At 33.2% G+C, this 16,202-nt stretch carries 16 protein-coding genes and 3 pseudogenes; 7 read left to right on the forward strand and 12 right to left on the reverse strand.

Annotated features, from left to right (window positions below):
• Positions 1-149: 149 nt before the first annotated feature.
• The 5 genes from glnA to GJV03_RS21745 all read right to left on the reverse strand — a co-directional run bounded on the left by glnA (position 150) and on the right by GJV03_RS21745 (position 6,056).
• On the reverse strand, positions 150-1,565 hold the full coding sequence (glnA, locus tag GJV03_RS11420) for a type I glutamate--ammonia ligase (RefSeq protein WP_016539490.1): 1,416 nt from the start codon (positions 1,563-1,565) through the stop codon (positions 150-152).
• Between the two features lie 442 nt (positions 1,566-2,007).
• Positions 2,008-2,541: an ATP/GTP-binding protein gene (locus GJV03_RS11425; RefSeq protein ID WP_096735536.1), complete on the reverse strand. Its 534-nt coding sequence runs from the start codon at positions 2,539-2,541 to the stop codon at positions 2,008-2,010.
• Between the two features lie 135 nt (positions 2,542-2,676).
• On the reverse strand, positions 2,677-3,618 hold the full coding sequence (locus tag GJV03_RS11430) for a hypothetical protein (RefSeq protein WP_154130126.1): 942 nt from the start codon (positions 3,616-3,618) through the stop codon (positions 2,677-2,679).
• 1,064 nt (positions 3,619-4,682) lie between these two features.
• The gene (locus tag GJV03_RS11435) at positions 4,683-5,543 is read right to left on the reverse strand and encodes a hypothetical protein (protein ID WP_154130127.1); all 861 of its coding nucleotides are present in this window, start codon (positions 5,541-5,543) and stop codon (positions 4,683-4,685) included.
• Between the two features lie 402 nt (positions 5,544-5,945).
• A complete protein-coding gene (locus GJV03_RS21745; RefSeq protein ID WP_228722029.1) occupies positions 5,946-6,056 on the reverse strand; it encodes a hypothetical protein in 111 nt (36 codons plus the stop codon).
• Positions 6,057-7,381: 1,325 nt separating this feature from the next.
• Between GJV03_RS21745 and GJV03_RS11445 the strand changes: the two genes are divergently transcribed.
• Positions 7,382-7,822, forward strand: a complete 441-nt coding sequence (locus GJV03_RS11445) for a hypothetical protein (protein WP_004724567.1) — start codon at positions 7,382-7,384, stop codon at positions 7,820-7,822.
• A 56-nt stretch (positions 7,823-7,878) separates the two neighbouring features.
• On the opposite strand, the gene GJV03_RS11450 is transcribed toward GJV03_RS11445, so the two are convergent.
• Positions 7,879-8,256: a hypothetical protein gene (locus tag GJV03_RS11450; protein WP_151957893.1), complete on the reverse strand. Its 378-nt coding sequence runs from the start codon at positions 8,254-8,256 to the stop codon at positions 7,879-7,881.
• A gap of 286 nt (positions 8,257-8,542) precedes the next feature.
• Here GJV03_RS11450 and GJV03_RS11455 point away from each other — a divergent pair.
• The 3 genes and pseudogenes from GJV03_RS11455 to GJV03_RS11465 form a co-directional block, all read left to right on the forward strand.
• A pseudogene (locus GJV03_RS11455) lies at positions 8,543-8,959 on the forward strand (site-specific integrase); the annotation flags it as partial.
• 31 nt (positions 8,960-8,990) lie between these two features.
• The gene (locus GJV03_RS11460) at positions 8,991-9,344 is read left to right on the forward strand and encodes a hypothetical protein (RefSeq protein ID WP_154130129.1); all 354 of its coding nucleotides are present in this window, start codon (positions 8,991-8,993) and stop codon (positions 9,342-9,344) included.
• Between the two features lie 79 nt (positions 9,345-9,423).
• A pseudogene (locus GJV03_RS11465) lies at positions 9,424-9,702 on the forward strand (SOS response-associated peptidase); the annotation flags it as partial.
• Between the two features lie 29 nt (positions 9,703-9,731).
• Here GJV03_RS11465 and GJV03_RS11470 read toward each other — a convergent pair.
• The gene (locus tag GJV03_RS11470) at positions 9,732-10,079 is read right to left on the reverse strand and encodes an EF-hand domain-containing protein (protein ID WP_151957891.1); all 348 of its coding nucleotides are present in this window, start codon (positions 10,077-10,079) and stop codon (positions 9,732-9,734) included.
• Between the two features lie 815 nt (positions 10,080-10,894).
• Here GJV03_RS11470 and GJV03_RS11475 point away from each other — a divergent pair.
• Both GJV03_RS11475 and GJV03_RS11480 read left to right on the forward strand, forming a co-directional pair.
• Positions 10,895-11,992, forward strand: coding sequence for a TonB family protein (locus tag GJV03_RS11475; protein ID WP_252720705.1), 1,098 nt, complete (start codon positions 10,895-10,897; stop codon positions 11,990-11,992).
• 440 nt (positions 11,993-12,432) lie between these two features.
• Entirely contained in the window at positions 12,433-12,816 is a 384-nt protein-coding gene (locus GJV03_RS11480) for a hypothetical protein (protein WP_004724583.1), read from the forward strand.
• A 74-nt stretch (positions 12,817-12,890) separates the two neighbouring features.
• On the opposite strand, the pseudogene GJV03_RS11485 reads toward GJV03_RS11480, so the two are convergent.
• The 4 genes and pseudogenes from GJV03_RS11485 to GJV03_RS11500 form a co-directional block, all read right to left on the reverse strand.
• Positions 12,891-13,679: pseudogene (locus GJV03_RS11485) on the reverse strand (TIGR02594 family protein).
• Complete coding sequence (locus tag GJV03_RS11490) at positions 13,676-13,945, reverse strand: holin (RefSeq protein ID WP_154130130.1); 270 nt, start codon at positions 13,943-13,945, stop codon at positions 13,676-13,678. The pseudogene GJV03_RS11485 and the gene GJV03_RS11490 overlap by 4 nt, the downstream one beginning before the upstream one ends.
• An 84-nt stretch (positions 13,946-14,029) precedes the next feature.
• Positions 14,030-14,311, reverse strand: a complete 282-nt coding sequence (locus GJV03_RS11495) for a hypothetical protein (protein WP_105714112.1) — start codon at positions 14,309-14,311, stop codon at positions 14,030-14,032.
• Between the two features lie 108 nt (positions 14,312-14,419).
• On the reverse strand, positions 14,420-14,938 hold the full coding sequence (locus GJV03_RS11500; protein WP_004724590.1) for a tetratricopeptide repeat protein: 519 nt from the start codon (positions 14,936-14,938) through the stop codon (positions 14,420-14,422).
• Positions 14,939-15,223: 285 nt separating this feature from the next.
• On the opposite strand from GJV03_RS11500, the gene GJV03_RS11505 reads away from it, so the two are divergent.
• Positions 15,224-15,691 carry a hypothetical protein gene (locus GJV03_RS11505; protein ID WP_004724592.1) on the forward strand — a complete coding sequence of 156 codons (468 nt, stop codon included), beginning with the start codon at positions 15,224-15,226 and terminating at the stop codon, positions 15,689-15,691.
• A gap of 58 nt (positions 15,692-15,749) precedes the next feature.
• Here the strand turns inward: GJV03_RS11505 and GJV03_RS11510 are convergent.
• A partial coding sequence (locus tag GJV03_RS11510; protein ID WP_154130131.1) for an ecotin family protein occupies positions 15,750-16,202 on the reverse strand: 453 nt, incomplete at its 5' end.

The raw sequence follows: 16,202 nt of genomic DNA on the forward strand, positions 1-16,202 counted from the left end.
TCAAACTCAACATCGTCAAAATCCAAACACACCATTACTGACAATTCTCCTCTCTCATAATTTTAAAATTAAAATGCTGAATTTCTAATTTTCATGCATAAAAAAACCTGCACAAGGCAGGTTTTTCATCACTTAAATTCGAAAACGAATTACAAGCTATAGTACATATCAAATTCAACTGGGTGAGTCGTCGTATTTAAACGACGTACATCTTCAGTTTTAAGCTCGATGTATGCATCCAACATTTCTTTTGTGAATACACCACCTTTAAGAAGGAACTCATGATCCGCTTCAAGTGCTTCAAGTGCCATATCTAGGCTATGCGCAACTGTTGGGATTTTAGCTTCTTCTTCAGGAGGAAGATCATATAAGTTTTTATCAGCTGCTTCACCTGGGTGGATCTTGTTTTGAATACCATCAAGACCAGCCATCAATAATGCCGCAAAACCTAAGTATGGGTTCATCATTGGATCAGGGAAACGCGCTTCAATACGTTTACCTTTAGGGCTAGAAACGTATGGGATACGAATAGAAGCAGAACGGTTACGTGCAGAATAAGCAAGCATAATTGGCGCTTCGAAATGAGGAACCAAACGCTTATACGAGTTAGTAGAAGGGTTTGTGATCGCATTCAATGCACGCGCATGCTTGATGATACCACCGATGAAGTAAAGCGCCATTTCTGAAAGACCAGCGTATTCATCACCAGCAAACAAGTTCTTGCCATCTTTAGAGATAGACATGTGAACATGCATACCTGAACCGTTATCACCAACCATAGGCTTAGGCATAAACGTCGCTGTTTTCGCATATTGATGCGCAACGTTCCATACAGCATATTTGAACTGTTGAACTTCGTCAGCTTTACGAACCATCGTATTGAAGCTTACACCAATTTCTAATTGGCAAGATGCAACTTCATGATGGTGCACTTCTACACGACCAGGGCCCATGATGTCTTCGATACGTGCACACATTTCAGCACGCATATCTTGTGAAGAATCTACTGGAGGAACTGGGAAATAACCACCTTTAACACGAGGACGGTGACCAGAGTTACCTGCTTCGTAGTCTTTACCTGTAGACCAAGCAGCTTCTTCAGCGATTAATGTATGGCGAGCGCCAGACATATCGATGTCCCATTTAACTTCATCAAAAACGAAGAATTCTGGTTCTGGACCAAAGAATGCAGTATCACCAATACCTGTTGATTTTAGGTATTCTTCCGCACGACGAGCAATCGAACGTGGATCACGGTCATAACCTTGACCAGTAGATGGTTCAATAACATCACAAGTAACGACGATGGTTGCTTCAGCAAAGAACGGGTCAAGGAAAGCAGTTTCAGGATCTGGACGTAAAATCATGTCAGATGCTTCAATGCCTTTCCAACCAGCAATTGAAGAACCATCAAACATTTTACCATCTTCAAAAGTATCTTCATCGATAGTGTCTGATGGGTAGCTTACGTGCTGCTCTTTACCCTTAGTATCAGTAAAGCGAAAATCGACCCATTTTGCGCCACTTTCTTGTATGAGTTGAAGGACCTTGTTCGCCATGCTCATTTTGCTCCAATGAATTTTTGTTGCACTTGTGAAGTGCGTGTTAGTAGTTGGTATTTATATAGCAAGTAGCATACCAACTTTTAAAATAATTGCTAAAATATTGAATTTCTTATCAGAAAATAAGCTTAGCAACGATTAAATTCCATCTATTATACTGAGTGCAAATAGAATTGCACCATATTCAAACACACTTCTCATTTTAAAATTATTACGCACAATTTTAACGCACTATTTTTGTGCAAACTGAATAAAATGTTTTATCTTGGTGCTTATATTACGCGAACAACACTTTTTATCGGCTATTTTTTAAGATGATGGCAATTTTTTATTTCAAAAGCATTAAAATAAGGCGTATTCAGTCTGTATACGCCTTTAACATTGTTCTGTACAACCCTCGTTACAACAACGGGATTTTATAATTTATGATCTACTATATCGACAATTAGCCAAATTCAACTTCTGCTCTTGCAATAAGTGCTTCAACCATGACCAATACATCATCTTTTTTTCTGGCATCCACCGCAAAAATTGGCATGGTCAATTGATTTAATTGCATCCAATCTTTATAAGGTTTTAATAGATGCTGCGGATTTTCATCTATATGGGTCACACCAACCACAATATTATTGAGATGTTCTTTAAAACTTTGAAAGTAAAATTTTAAATCTTCAAGTGCATCTTTTTGCGTATGGTCAATCAATACGACCGCTCCGATTGCACCTTTACATATCACTGACCAAACAAAATCAAAGCGATCCTGCCCTGGTGTTCCATATAATCCAACAATAACGCCTTCATCTAATTTAATTTCACCATAGTCAATCCCGACAGTGGTCAAAGCTTTACTGTGTGCTTGCTCATCTGTATTTTGTGCTTCTGTAGATAAGACTGAAATTTCAGATAATGATTTGATTGCTTCTGTTTTACCAGCGCCCATTTTACCGCCAAAAACAATTTTATACTTTTGTAAGATCACATCATCACCTATTTTTAAACTTATCACTGCATCATATAAACTGACTATGCATTTATTTATCGTGTCAGTTTAAACAAACTTGATTTAAGGGTTAATTTTTACAAGCCTTATTTGATTCGCATGTTTTTCACACACTTAAAGCCCTAATTTTTTCCTTAACTTACCAAAAAACCCACGTAAAATGCCTGAAGATTGTTTTTCCTCAGTGAGCAATTTTGCATCTTCAATCGCTATTTTTTTCAGTGAATTGGTCAACATGCCAATTGAAACAAATTTAGCGACTTGTTCTTTGCTATAACCTGTTTTCTGAGCCACTTGGGAAACACTTGCTCCCAATTCAAAACACGCTGCAATTTTAAAAACCATTTGCCGTTCATTTTGATGATTCGGTTGCGGCCAATCTAGCAGTTTATAGCAATCGTTAGAACTGATTGGAATATTGACATCATCTGAATACCACAATAAATTCCACACCCAAGATCTAAGTTCTATACCTTGAAAAGTGCTGACAGACTGTGCCATTTGCATAGTTGCATAAGTAAAATTTAAAGAAACATCCGTTCCCTGCACTTTTCGTAACGGGTCTATCCAAACTTGCTGTGTGCGAATATTAACTAATGCGATGTTGCCTTTTGAGTCGAATACTTGAACGTTGCCATTTCGTTCATTAAAAAGCTCAGCAACCACCTTGGTTAAATCGGCTTTTTTAGAAATCTGATTGACAATATTGACGGTTTTATCACTGACAGGTACATGTAAATAGCGATCTTTAAACCATTTTCGAATTTCATCTGAGGGAGAAAAAGGTAAATATAATTTATCTCCTTCTATTTGCCCTGATTTTTCATTCTTATTGACCAGACGCAAATAAGGGACTTTTTTTACACCAACCAAATTTTGAATTGTAGGCGAACTAAAAAACATATCATTTACAAGAAGAATATCTAAATGAGGGTCAGCAATATTCGCCCAACTTACTTGAAGTGAGTCATCATACATAGATCGTATTTTCTGCTTAATTGCATCGAGCACATTTAAACTCAAACCGAATATAGCGATTTTTATTTCTTCTTTCATTTAGCCCCCATGGCCTCGCATAGAATGTGAACAGTTTATCATTTTTATAGAAAAATAAAATACAAAACACTATATTTGCTGTAAAAAAATTGTACAAATTTAATATACTATTAAGCGTATAAAATACAAGAATAGTTATTAAAAAAAATATCAAACAAAACTAAAACCAAACATTAAAAGTAATATATATCTTTAAATTTCAATAAATTAATTTAAAACAAGGTTAGATCAGTGATATTTCAGCATAGAAATAATGCCAATCAAATTTAATAAAACTAAATGTTTTATTTAAAAATATTAATAACATTTGTATATTAATATCGATAACATGAATAAATCTATTTTAACTTGATCAATTAATCTTATATTCTCATGCATCCAATAGATGTTTTTAGCGTGTATTGGCTTACCCTGCTTATTAAATAAGTAATATCCAGTGCTCTAAAATGTCTAAAGAATAAACCAGAGCTTCAACAGCAACAATTTCGTTAACATGGGTTCAAAATTGTTGTGTTAAGTGAACTGAATGAGAATGAACGTTTTACCACATTGATGATAAATAGCGATGAGCTTTGTTTTAAAGGTGACAAACCAAGTGGGCAATCGTTTTGGCATTTTCGTTTTAATAAAAACATTGATGAGTTTTGATATCTACCCTTACCTTGTACCCTGCTGTAGGTTTGCCTAAAGCACGCAAGTAAGAGGTAGTGTAAGCATTTTCAACAGAAGAAATTTATTTTATCAACGATAGATAAGAGAAAAGGATAATTCTTAATAGTGCTTTAATCAGAGGAACCTATTTAATGATGTTATGCAAGAATTAAAAATTGGAAGGCTTACCAGAAAGTTAAAAAATTTTTAGCTTTATTTGAGATAGTGCTAGATAGAGATTTTGTAAAAATTATTTGCAACGAGAACACAAGAGAGATCAACTCAACCACCATTTATCACCAAATCTTTAAAATTACATAAAAATCAAGATTATAAATAAGAACATTACCCTAAATAAGAAGGCAAAGCGTTCTTTCTCTTTGCCTTTTCATAAATGAGCTAAGAACTATTCGTTAGTAATTACATATCATCGACATAGCTCCTTCATAGATTGAACCATCTTTAAGTTTAATTTTATAAATAGAGCCTGCTACAACGCTATTTTTACCGTTATTAGAAATATTAAATGTACCTATATTACTTGATTGACCTTGTTGATTTTCTATTCCTAATAAGTTAAAGGAGTTATAAGCGTTAAAATTTTCAACCCAATTCATTGATGAGTTATATGAAGTTTCATCACTTCCTATTTTAGCTGTAAATGAAATACCTATTGCTCCATCTGGGTTTAATGTAACACTTCCATTATGTATAGTCGGAGAAACAAAGTAGTTATTACTTTTATCATTTGTTATTTTTGCTTGGGTCGCATTTATATCTGTACAATTCACTCTTTTAATTGAGGAAGATTCAAGTTTTTGCGTTAGTGGTGAAGATACAAAATAATAATATGATCCATTCGCATATTTAGAAACATCTGTCGTTTGAGTTTTCCCATCCGCCGCATAATCTATATTACCTCCAGCTATTCGAGCTATGGCATAATTTTTATTACCTGAAATTTCTTTACCAACAATAGTTCCAGATAATTTATATGCACCAAACTCAGTAATAATACCAATATCATTTTGTTTAACCGCAGTAATATTGGATGAGCCACTTGATTCAGGAAAAGAATAAATAATTCTATATGCTTTTGATGTATCAAGCTTCTCAACAATCGACCCTGTAGAATTATTGTTGGTATTAGAACCATTGTTCGAATTTGTGTTAGAATCATTGTTTGAGTTCGAGTTATTATCACTCCCCCCACCACAAGCAACTAATCCGATTCCTAAAAAAGCGACTAAAATAGATTTACTAAATAACTTCATAATGACATTCCTATACTTATATTCAAAAAAGTATTTATTTAAAAATACTATTCATAATAAAATTACATCAATTTTCTTATAAAACACTTAATAAAATCATTAAGCATTCGAATAAAACATATAAACTCAATTTAAAAATAGTGTCAAGCGATTATTCAACAACCCTATTAAAAAAATAATTAACCAATTTATTCTAAATATAAATATTAATTCAAACTTTACCCAACTTTTAAATTAAAAGTAATCCACCATATATAAACACTTAAAAAATACGAATATTACTTTGAATGAACAGACAAATTATTCCTACATAAAAGAAGCTTAAATGGTTTTCAAGATGATCACTTATTAAATAATGCTTAGTAATTTTTAAAACTGAATCGTCTCAATATGGCGAAGTTTCTATAGTATTTCCAAAGTTACACTTATTCCTCTAGCTAAAGCTTCAGCTAGATTGTAACTCCCCGCCATGATGCTATTGAATTCTTCACCAAGAAGTACATCACCTTGCATTGCCTGAATAAATTGGGTAACCGCACCATCTACTGTTTTGGCTGATCCGTCACCAATTTAAATCGCTTGAGCTACTGTTTTTGTAAGATCTAACGCCTGTTCTTGCGTTATCCCCCATTTCTTTGCCAACTGCATTAAGGCAAGTGCATAAATAAACAGCTGTAGTTAAATTAGAATTGGTTGCTAGTGCAACTTGGTGGATGCCTGCCATTGCTTAGTTAAAATTTTGTGGCTATGTTTATTTGCGCTGAACGGTTTGTATATAAGTGTACTGCTTACCTAATCCTTAGATACTTAAGCCAACACCTAAGGCTACCATAGTCGGTAAATTGCACCATTCATTCCCTATTACAAGCCAGTTGTATTAGTCTAAAAGTTTTAAGTGAAAATCATTAGAACCTAAAGCCATTTGATATTCTCAACTCTTTTACAGACATAAAAAACCACCCGAAGGTGGTGATTAATTCTTAAAACTATGCAATCAAATAAGTATGGCTAGATTTAACATTCTACTTTCGCTAAAACTTTTCATAATCTTTATTTAAATCAATTAATTAAAAATCCTTCCAAAGGAAGTTTAGATTAAATAAAATGAGTAAAATTATTGTTCAAGCCCAAATTAATATAATTTGATTTAATCCTGACGAAAAATTCGGATCGAACGCCCCCTCATATCCGTTAGCTTTATAGTCGTGCAATGAGCATACTTTTTACTCTACGCTCATGGTTCTTATGACCAGAGTATTATAAAAAATACAGAAAATCCCGACTAATTTGGGCTTCTTAAATCTTCAATACAACTCTTCTCTTTTTCTTCCTTGTTACGTGCATCAACAGGATTCTTAACGCATTTACAATAATCGTAATACTTTTTCTTATCCACCTCTTTGGGTGGGTCTATGCCCTGACATTCCGTTAGTACTGACCCTAATCTATGAAATTCTTTACTCTTTTTACTCTCTGAGGGGATACTAGGTTTATAGATAATTATAAGTAGTGACACTATTATTGCTAAGAAAAATATATATTTCATACAATCAATAGCCTCCCTAACTCAAAATATGTAAATCTGTTTATAAAGCAAACTTTGATATTAAATCAAGACTTGCTTAGCTTTAATCAATCACTTAACACTGCAAAGCTCTAAGTCTTTTCTAGCCTGTACTGTGTCTGTCATAGCTTTCCTCTAAGTATTAAAAAAGCCTCAACTGTGAGGGGGCTACTAAATCTCAATAATTTATTGATCTAATTGAAAGTCTTCTGTAAAACCTTTTGCAATGCTAAAGTGACACAATTGACAAGCTAATCTTACAAGCATTCGATTGATGAATATGCATTATAAAAATTCTAAACTTCAGCATGAAGGAAGCCTGAAACAGGGGGTGTCTATCTCCCCTTTGGTTGTTCCTTTAGTCATTGGAATGGCATACGGTACAGTTATGCTTTTCCAAGGAGATCTTGGTGGCGCCTTTGCGATGTTTTTTCTCTGTCTTATGTTTGGGCTTCCCTTTACATACACTATCACCTTTACACTGGTTTTACCGATGGCTATCTTCCTTCGCAATATAAACGCTTTATCTTCTGCACGATTGTGCCTTTGGTGCACTCTACTTGCACCAGTTACATTCTATGCCTACATTTATCTGTTGAATGGTGGACCCGAACGAATACCTGACCTTTACGGGATCATCTTCTCCCTACTTTGCGGATTTATTTCAGGGGTTGCATTCTGCCTGATTGCTAGGATTCGGGTATTCGCTAATTAACTAAACTAAAAATCTTTAAGTATTAAAAAACTCTCAAAAGTGGCTTAATTAAAAAATTAACTATTCTTAAAATATAAAATAAGTAGTCCAACTGGAGCTAATACCCATGCAAAAAAGAAGCACATTAATCTTGCAATTAGCTTGAACCATATTGTAATGATATTGATAGAATAAACGTAAACTGCATCTCCAGTAATAACCTCCCATACATAATCATATAAATATTTTGCATAGGGGTATAACAGCCCATTAAATATAAAAAATCCTTTTATAATAACTAAATTCCAGAATGGTTTTGGTGTGGTTGCTCTAGCCTCTAATGTATCTATCATCAACCAAGCTAGTACAGCAGCAACAATACCAATTATAAGATTTCTAATGAAATAATCTTTTCTTAACCCGCCAAGAGTTTTACTAAATATATCTGTAATCATCTCTATCTATTCTTATGTGATTCAATAAATTAAAAAATATAAATATTGTTAGTAATTAAGTTTAAATTTTGTGAATATTCATCTAATAAATTGACTAAATATTGGTTAATCATAAAAGATTTGACCAACAAAAAAGCTCACTAAAAAGTGAGCTTAATATCTAGTGAATTACTATAACTTCGCGCACTATAACAAAAATATGCCACAATATACCCTGACTTTCAAGCCCCAATGATGCAACTTCTAAATTGATAGTTTGTTGCCAATCTAACTAGACCTAGCATGGGATTGGGTAGATTTTGAAAAAGATTTAATAGTTATCCCACCTGCATCTAGAGATCAACTTCTTGTCGGTGAGCGAAATATTAAAATGAACCGTCAACACTTGGTTCCATTGAGTAAGCAAATGGTTGAAATCCTTAAAAACCAAAAAATCCAATCTAACGATGAATATGTGTTTTGTTCAGTCTTTAATAAGTCCAAAGTAATGAACAAAAGCACAATTAACCAGGCATTAAAAACAATGGGCCTAAATTGCACTGCTCATGACTTCCGCGCCACAGCATCCACGATTTTGCATGAAAAAAATTACAGTTCAGAATGGATTGAAATGCAACTCGCCCATATTGATAAAAACATTGTCCGCTGTACATATAACCATGCTCAAAATTTAGATGAGAGTAGAAAAATGATTCAAGACTAGTCTGATATCGTTGATAGTTGGTAAATTTAAAATGAAATTTATTGTTTTGCTTGTTATTGGAATACTTGTTTTTTGGTTATATGACAGTTTTTCTATAAGATCTAGAATCAATTCCACGATAAATTCAGAGAGTAAAATAAATATATGCGGTACTTTTTTAGGTGTAAAAACCATAAATGCTCGATTTAAGGAAGACTACTTTGCTTTTAAAAATGATGAAAATAAAGTTGAGGCATTTAATATTTTTCCACAATTTGATCTTCATAATAAAATTAAAAATAACGAAATAATTAAAAATGGAGACAAGGTTTGCTTTCAATATGCATACGTTCATACTTATATGGATTCGATTAAAATAATAACAAATGTAGAGAAGATAAAATGAAAATTAAGAATGAACGCAAATGTGTTCAAACTATGAAATTCCCACCAGAGATGCCCTCGCCTAACTTGATGTCGAAGTTGATCAGTTTACTGTTACTGCAATCTACGATGATGCTGTAATTAAAGATTCAAAAGTCAGATCATTTTCAATGCTTACGATCAATTCTGACAACCACCCTTTCATGAAGCAATTTCACGCGCCTGACAATGAAAAGCGCTCAATCATAGTCATACCAGAAGAATACCGCAAAGATTGATTGAATGTTGATAAAGAAAACGCTCATGAATATTTCTTTGAAATGCGTGATGAGTTTGTCACTTTTCCGCGTGATGAAGAAAAACAAAACGTCTTATTCTGACGAACCTTAGGATATATATTTTGAATCACTTACCAAAATTTCCACCAAGCTTTATCAGGCCAATTAGCACAAGGATTAGGTAATAAACCGTAAATTTTGACAAATTCATCTTCTACAAGTTTTCCATCTTGATTTTCATCTAAATATTTAAATAATTTAATGTTTTTATCTTTGCCTTGAAACCGTCTATCATCTGGCCAAGGATATGGTTCAAAATCTTTAACCTTTAAAAATTCATTAAGTTCAAAAGTACCATTTTTATTTGAATCATAGATTTTATAAAATTTCTCCCAGTCTAATGAAGTCGGATCACAGGCATGACTGAAGCTTGAAAGTGCGCTACAACTGAGAATCAGAATACAGATTATTTTCTTCATTTGTTTTATCCCATCTTTAATTAGCTTTGATTATATAGACAAAGTCATTTAGAAAAAATCATTTAAAGAAAGCCATTTAGGGTTATTCAATGTAATAGATAGCAAAACATCAATAGCGACTTTATTTTAAAACAAAAGCAGTGGTGAACTACTATTTTTTATTACATTAAAGTATTGACTAATACTGTCTGTTTTTTGGTGGTTTTTTATTCAAAAATTATTCCTAGAAATAAAGCCCTATTTAAAATCCTTATTCTTCACATCATTCAAAGCACTCCACTTATTGTACATAGTAGTTACTTAATTATCATTCTTAAAACATCAACTGTTTCTTTATAATTCCATATGCTTTTGCGTATCGTATATTTCTGTATTAGGATTTTAACGATATATAAAATTGCTTATTTTATGAAGGCTAATATATCAAAAAAAGGCGCATCAACCTCCTTTATTAAATATAAATATCAAATACTTATAACAAAAAGTTGCGTTTTTTTTGCATTTTATTTTAGATTTGATTAAATGTTTTATTTGATGGAATTTAAAAGTAACCATATTTAAACAATAATCGTTGATCATTGTACTGCCTGAATCACTCTTTAGAAACTTAAATGATCTAGTAGCAAGTGTTGAGCTTGCTACTTAGATATTTTTATGCAACTGACCCGTTGTTTTTATCAAATTGACCATGGATGTAGTAAAATGAAATTAATTTGAAAATGTATAAAACTTCTATTTGGGGAATAATCCTGTGAATTTTATTGATCCAATGAGATTAAATGCATTAATAATTTTAAGTTTAACTTCAAACAAAAATGGATGATATCAAGATGGTAATAAAAAGAATTTATTTATTGGGACTATTGCTGTTGACGATAGAAGGTTGGGCTGAAGTAATACCAAATACGACTAGTACAGAGTCATTGCCAGATGTTGGGGTAATGCAAACCTTATCCACTAATAATACCCCTATAAAGTACATAAAAAGACCAAAAATCACCTACCCTAAAAATCTTAGCGATTTCGGTAATAGGGGTAAAGTGCTGCTTAAAGTATTAATTACTGAAACAGGCAGAGTTAGCGAAGTTGAGGTACTGGATTCACCACACCCCGATTTAGAACGTGCCGCTGTTCAAGCTGTCATGGGGGCACTGTTTGAACCGGAAAAAATTAATGGTAAGCCACAAAGCGGCTTTGTGAAAATACCCATTGAATTTTCTGTGTCAGCAGGTTTAAGTAATGGTGTTGATCCTTTTAGAATCCCTGCTGCATCAAAAAACCTTCCAGCAGATTTACAGTATGATGTCGCACCGCAGATTCGTATAGCAGCCCCTTTAGTTTATCCCTATGAGCTACTTAAATCGAAAACTACTGGTAAAGCTAAGGTGTATGTAGTTATAGATCCTGATGGAAATGTGCGTCAAGCCAATGTGCTTTCAGCCAGTGAGCCATCATTTGGCTTAGCTGCGAAGGCTTCTTTACAGTCATGGAAATTTTATCCTGCAAAAAAAGATGGTAAACATAGTTGGTCAGTGATCACAAAAGAACAGAATTTTAATCAGTTTAATAGAGATACATCAAATAGCCACTCAACAACTCAAATATTGGCTGATTTAGAGCGTGGAAAAACAAAAATCTATGAGTTGAAAGATTTAGATTCGGTACCTAAACCATTATATGCACCACACCCTGAAATGCCTATAGGTTATGATAAATCACAAAAATCAAAAGTAATGTTAGAATTTTATTTAGATCAGGATGGTATGGTGATTTTACCTAGAATTGTATCTGGGAATAATGATGAATTTAGTTGGTTGGCGCTTACAGCGGTTAAACGTTGGCAGTTTGATATTCCGAAAGTAAATGGCAAGGCAGTTGTTGCCAGATTAAGACTGCCAATTCAATTTGATTAAATTGAAGGTGGTACTCAGATTCTGAGAACCATGTATGGTGGAAATCACCACAACTGAAATTACTAAGGATCTGACGATCATGCAACCCCTTGTAACTACACTTTTAGTGTAGCTATGAATATAAGATATACATCTGATACTTAGATTGTGAGTACCTGTTAATCACACTAACCCACTTTTGGTTGGTTAGTTTGGGAGATGGTGAATATTGGTCTAATACCTCATCACCATGGAAGCCTATAGGTTACAAATACAAAGCATGGCATGTAGAATTTAAAACTGGTTTTTTAGCCCCTACACTTAACTACACAGAATACCTTGCCCTCTCTAAGGCTGTTCGTAATAGTAAATAGAAGTACAGCAATTAATTTTAACTTTTAATTACTACTGTTGTATTATTAACAATCAAAAGAATTTAGATACAAAAATGAGAGCTAATTATGAAAAAAATATGTTTTATCACTTCATTAATCGTAGTTTTATCAGGATGTAGTAACTATGTATTACCGAATGGCGAACAACTTGGTAGTAAACGATGGGAGGAAATAAGTGATAGAATGAATAAAAAAGTAGGACTTTCTGAGCAAGAACTTATTAGTCAATGGGGTGTACCAAATGGTAACTATACCCTTTCAAATGGTTCAAAAATTATATCTTATGATGTATATAATTCTAGAAAAGATAGTTATTGTGAAGCAAAATTTTTAATTGAAAGGGGGAAAGTAACAAAATGGGGACATTCTGGTAATAAGGCTTGTGGACTCGGGTCAGCTTCACCTTCAAAATTAATTCCAAAGACTCCTCTTCCTAAACCTACTTTATGAAATTAATTTACTTAATGCTACTTCTCTTGGTTAATCCTTATTAAATTGAAGCCCTCAATTGAGGGCATTTCACTTTATACTTCCGTTACTCCAGTTGCAGATACACCTTTTAAAACAGGCAAATCATAACGAAACTCAGCAGGTTTACTTGTTTTCCCATACCATCGAAATTCCTGAAAGTCAGATTCATTATAAAGCGCATAACAAACCATATTTGATTGATTTCCACCAATACAGACCAACTACCTGTCTTACTATCCCGACCTGCAACAAAGCAAACATGGCCACCACCGCTTCGAGTTTTGATTGCTACACAGCCATAGGCTGGTTTTGATAGTTTAAATCCATAGTTCACATAATCAAGTGCGCAGTACCAATGTTTTGGATATGCCACACCAGTAGATTTTAGACACCACGCCAAAAATGTACCGCACCAAGGTGTTTCATCTTCTTGCCACCATGAACCCAAGGATTGAAGCCATTTTAGGATTGTTGGGTTATGAGCTGTTTTGCTTGTATTTTCTTTTAAACCTAAATGTTTTTTGGCTTCGACCATCCAAGCTAAATCATTTGTATTTGATACCAGTGTTGAGATCAGTGTATTGACGGTGGTTAAATTTAACTGAGGCTCACGCAATTCTGGCTGCTTTTTCAAACGAGCTATAATCAAAGCTACATCAACAAAAGCGCCAACATATTCTTTCCATTATTCGGGAATTGAGTTTTTGAACTCTTGAGGAATAATATTCCATAGAGTCAAAAGTGCTCAGAGAATAAACTCAAAACAAAAAAATGGCGCTTATTGCGCCGATCTGTAGTGATTTAAGCTTGTATGACTGTTTCCAATTATCGATTAATTTCATTTAATACTCCACGTGTTTGCTTGGCGTTTAAGCCAAGACTCAATAAACGTACTTCCTAAAATACCTAATGTTGATGCTATTGCGATCAAAGTAAGAGGGTTTATATCAGGAACCTGTAAAACAATTGCTCCCGCTATCGTTGATCTTGCTGCTCCTAAAGTTGTTCGGCCAATAGCTAAACGCCATGTAAGTTTTCCACCAGAGACAAGTAGTTTGGCAAATCCAATACATGCCCCCATTGCAAGAATGAATAGTAAATTTTTCATTGCTCATAAATTGGGTCCAATAAAAAACCCACTCTGTTGAGTGGGTTTGATTAACATTCGATTTTGCGATTTAAGTCTTTCACGTTAGATACCTCCAACTTTATTTTTTTGAATCCAAGCAAGCCCACCAGCTGAAAATATAAAACTGATCACTGCAATATAAAAAAAGGAATTAATTCTATTATTCTGTTCTTTAGATACATAATGAACCGAGCCATGATTATTTAATGAAACAGAATATATTTTATCTGGCGTTTCCTTACCCTTTGAATGGTAAGTTTCAAATAAATCAAGACCATAGAATAAGCTAGATATACTAGAAATTAGTAAAAATGCTGTAAAGAGATAAATTATAAGTTTTTTCATATCTTATCCAAGATATAGATTTAATCCAAGATACTAATTTTTATACAAAAAAGAAACCTCTCGATGGTGATTCCTTTTCACTAAACATTCTATCTTGGTTTTATTAATTTATTTATCGCTTGCTTTGTCTTGCCACAACTTTGCAGTTTCTTTATTTTCTTCGACCCCTAAGCCATGTTCGTACATAAATGCAATATCTCTCATTGCTTCTTTATTTCCTAGTGAAGCAGCTTTCTTGCGGATTTCTAATGCTTTTTGAGAATCTTTATTGATGCCATCACCTCGACTGTATAAATTCGCTAAGCCAACCATAGATTCAGAATGATTTTGATCTAAGCCTTTTGAAAACCAAGTAAATGCTTTTTTGTAATGTTCATCAGCATCAGCTGGATCCATATCTTCAACCAACCCAGCATAAGTTGCATATCCATCACCAAGCCAATACATCGCTTTAGCATTACCATTTTCAGCAGACTTTGTAGCCCATAATTCAGCTTGAGTTTCATCCTCATCAATACCATAACCATGAATATATACATCGGCTAACTCCAATTGGGCAACAGCATCGCCACTTTTGGCTTTAGATAATAATTCATTTGAAAATGTCGGATTAGCTAATGTTTCCATGGAAAAAATGAGTCCTAAAATAATAAATATTTGTTTGAAATTATTCAATTTTCACCCTAATATAAGTCAGGTTTGTCTATAAAATTTTGATCCATGATAATATAAATATATGACAAATTGTGTATTAACTAATTTGTTAAATATTAATCAAAACATTTTTATCACTATGTCAGCTAATTGGAATCATTTTGTATACCCAGCTTCAGTATTTTTCAATCTAGAGGATTGGATATTGAACTCATAAGCTAAAAAAATAAATCATTAACCATCCAGTACACCAAACTTATGAAAAAAATATTTGTGGAAGATTATCAAGGACATTACTTATGTGCTCACAACATTGTGGATTTTACTGATATAAAATATTCTCGTCTGTTTGCACAAATCATTTTTACAACCTTAAGAGAACCTATTTCAACTGAAAAATTTGAAAACTTAAAGAACTTTGACTCTTGGTATGATTGTTGTGATTGGATAGAAAAATTTTTATCATTAATGCCCGATTTCAAAAACACTGGAGGTTTTTATGAAAACTCAAAACTATCAACCATTGATGCAATTGAACTCACCTCAAATTGCTATAGTCATTCAGATTATGAAAAGATTTCACATATAAATACCATCTACAATAACAATGAAGACTTTAGCCATCTAGAAATTATATTTATTGATTCAAACGATACAATAGTTAAAAATTTCTCTTCAGAAGATGCTGCAAAAGAATGGCTAAATGAACATTTTTATATGATGTAAAAAATTTGCATTGAAGAAATAAAAAACCTCCCTTGGGAGGTAATAACACAATCAATACCTAATCATTAAGTATCTTAGATTTCTTTATCTCTTCCAACTTAAAAATCTTGGAGCTAATTTTAATACCATTAGACGCATAGACAACTATCGGAAGTTTACTATTGTAATTAAGTATAGTATTACCGTTTAAGTTAATAGGAATCTCACCCATTTTAGGCATCTCAGAACAACCCATTAAAGTCGTAATTATGTTACCTAGTTTACCAACTTCATAATAAGGATATTGCATGCCCTCAACTAATTTTTTAGTATACTTTGCAGATCGACTTTTGGTATTACAATCTTGCATACCCTCCATAGAAGCAGTGATTAAGACTCTATAGTCTTCTTCATTTTCCTTAGGATCTAATAAAATTACATTTCTATTTTGATCTTTTTTAACTTCTGGATATACGTTTAAATCATTAGCACTCTTATTAGCATAAGCGCTGACCGAGATAGAGAACAAACA

The organism is Acinetobacter sp. RIT698 (assembly GCF_009668065.1).
Taxonomy (GTDB): domain Bacteria; phylum Pseudomonadota; class Gammaproteobacteria; order Pseudomonadales; family Moraxellaceae; genus Acinetobacter; species Acinetobacter guillouiae.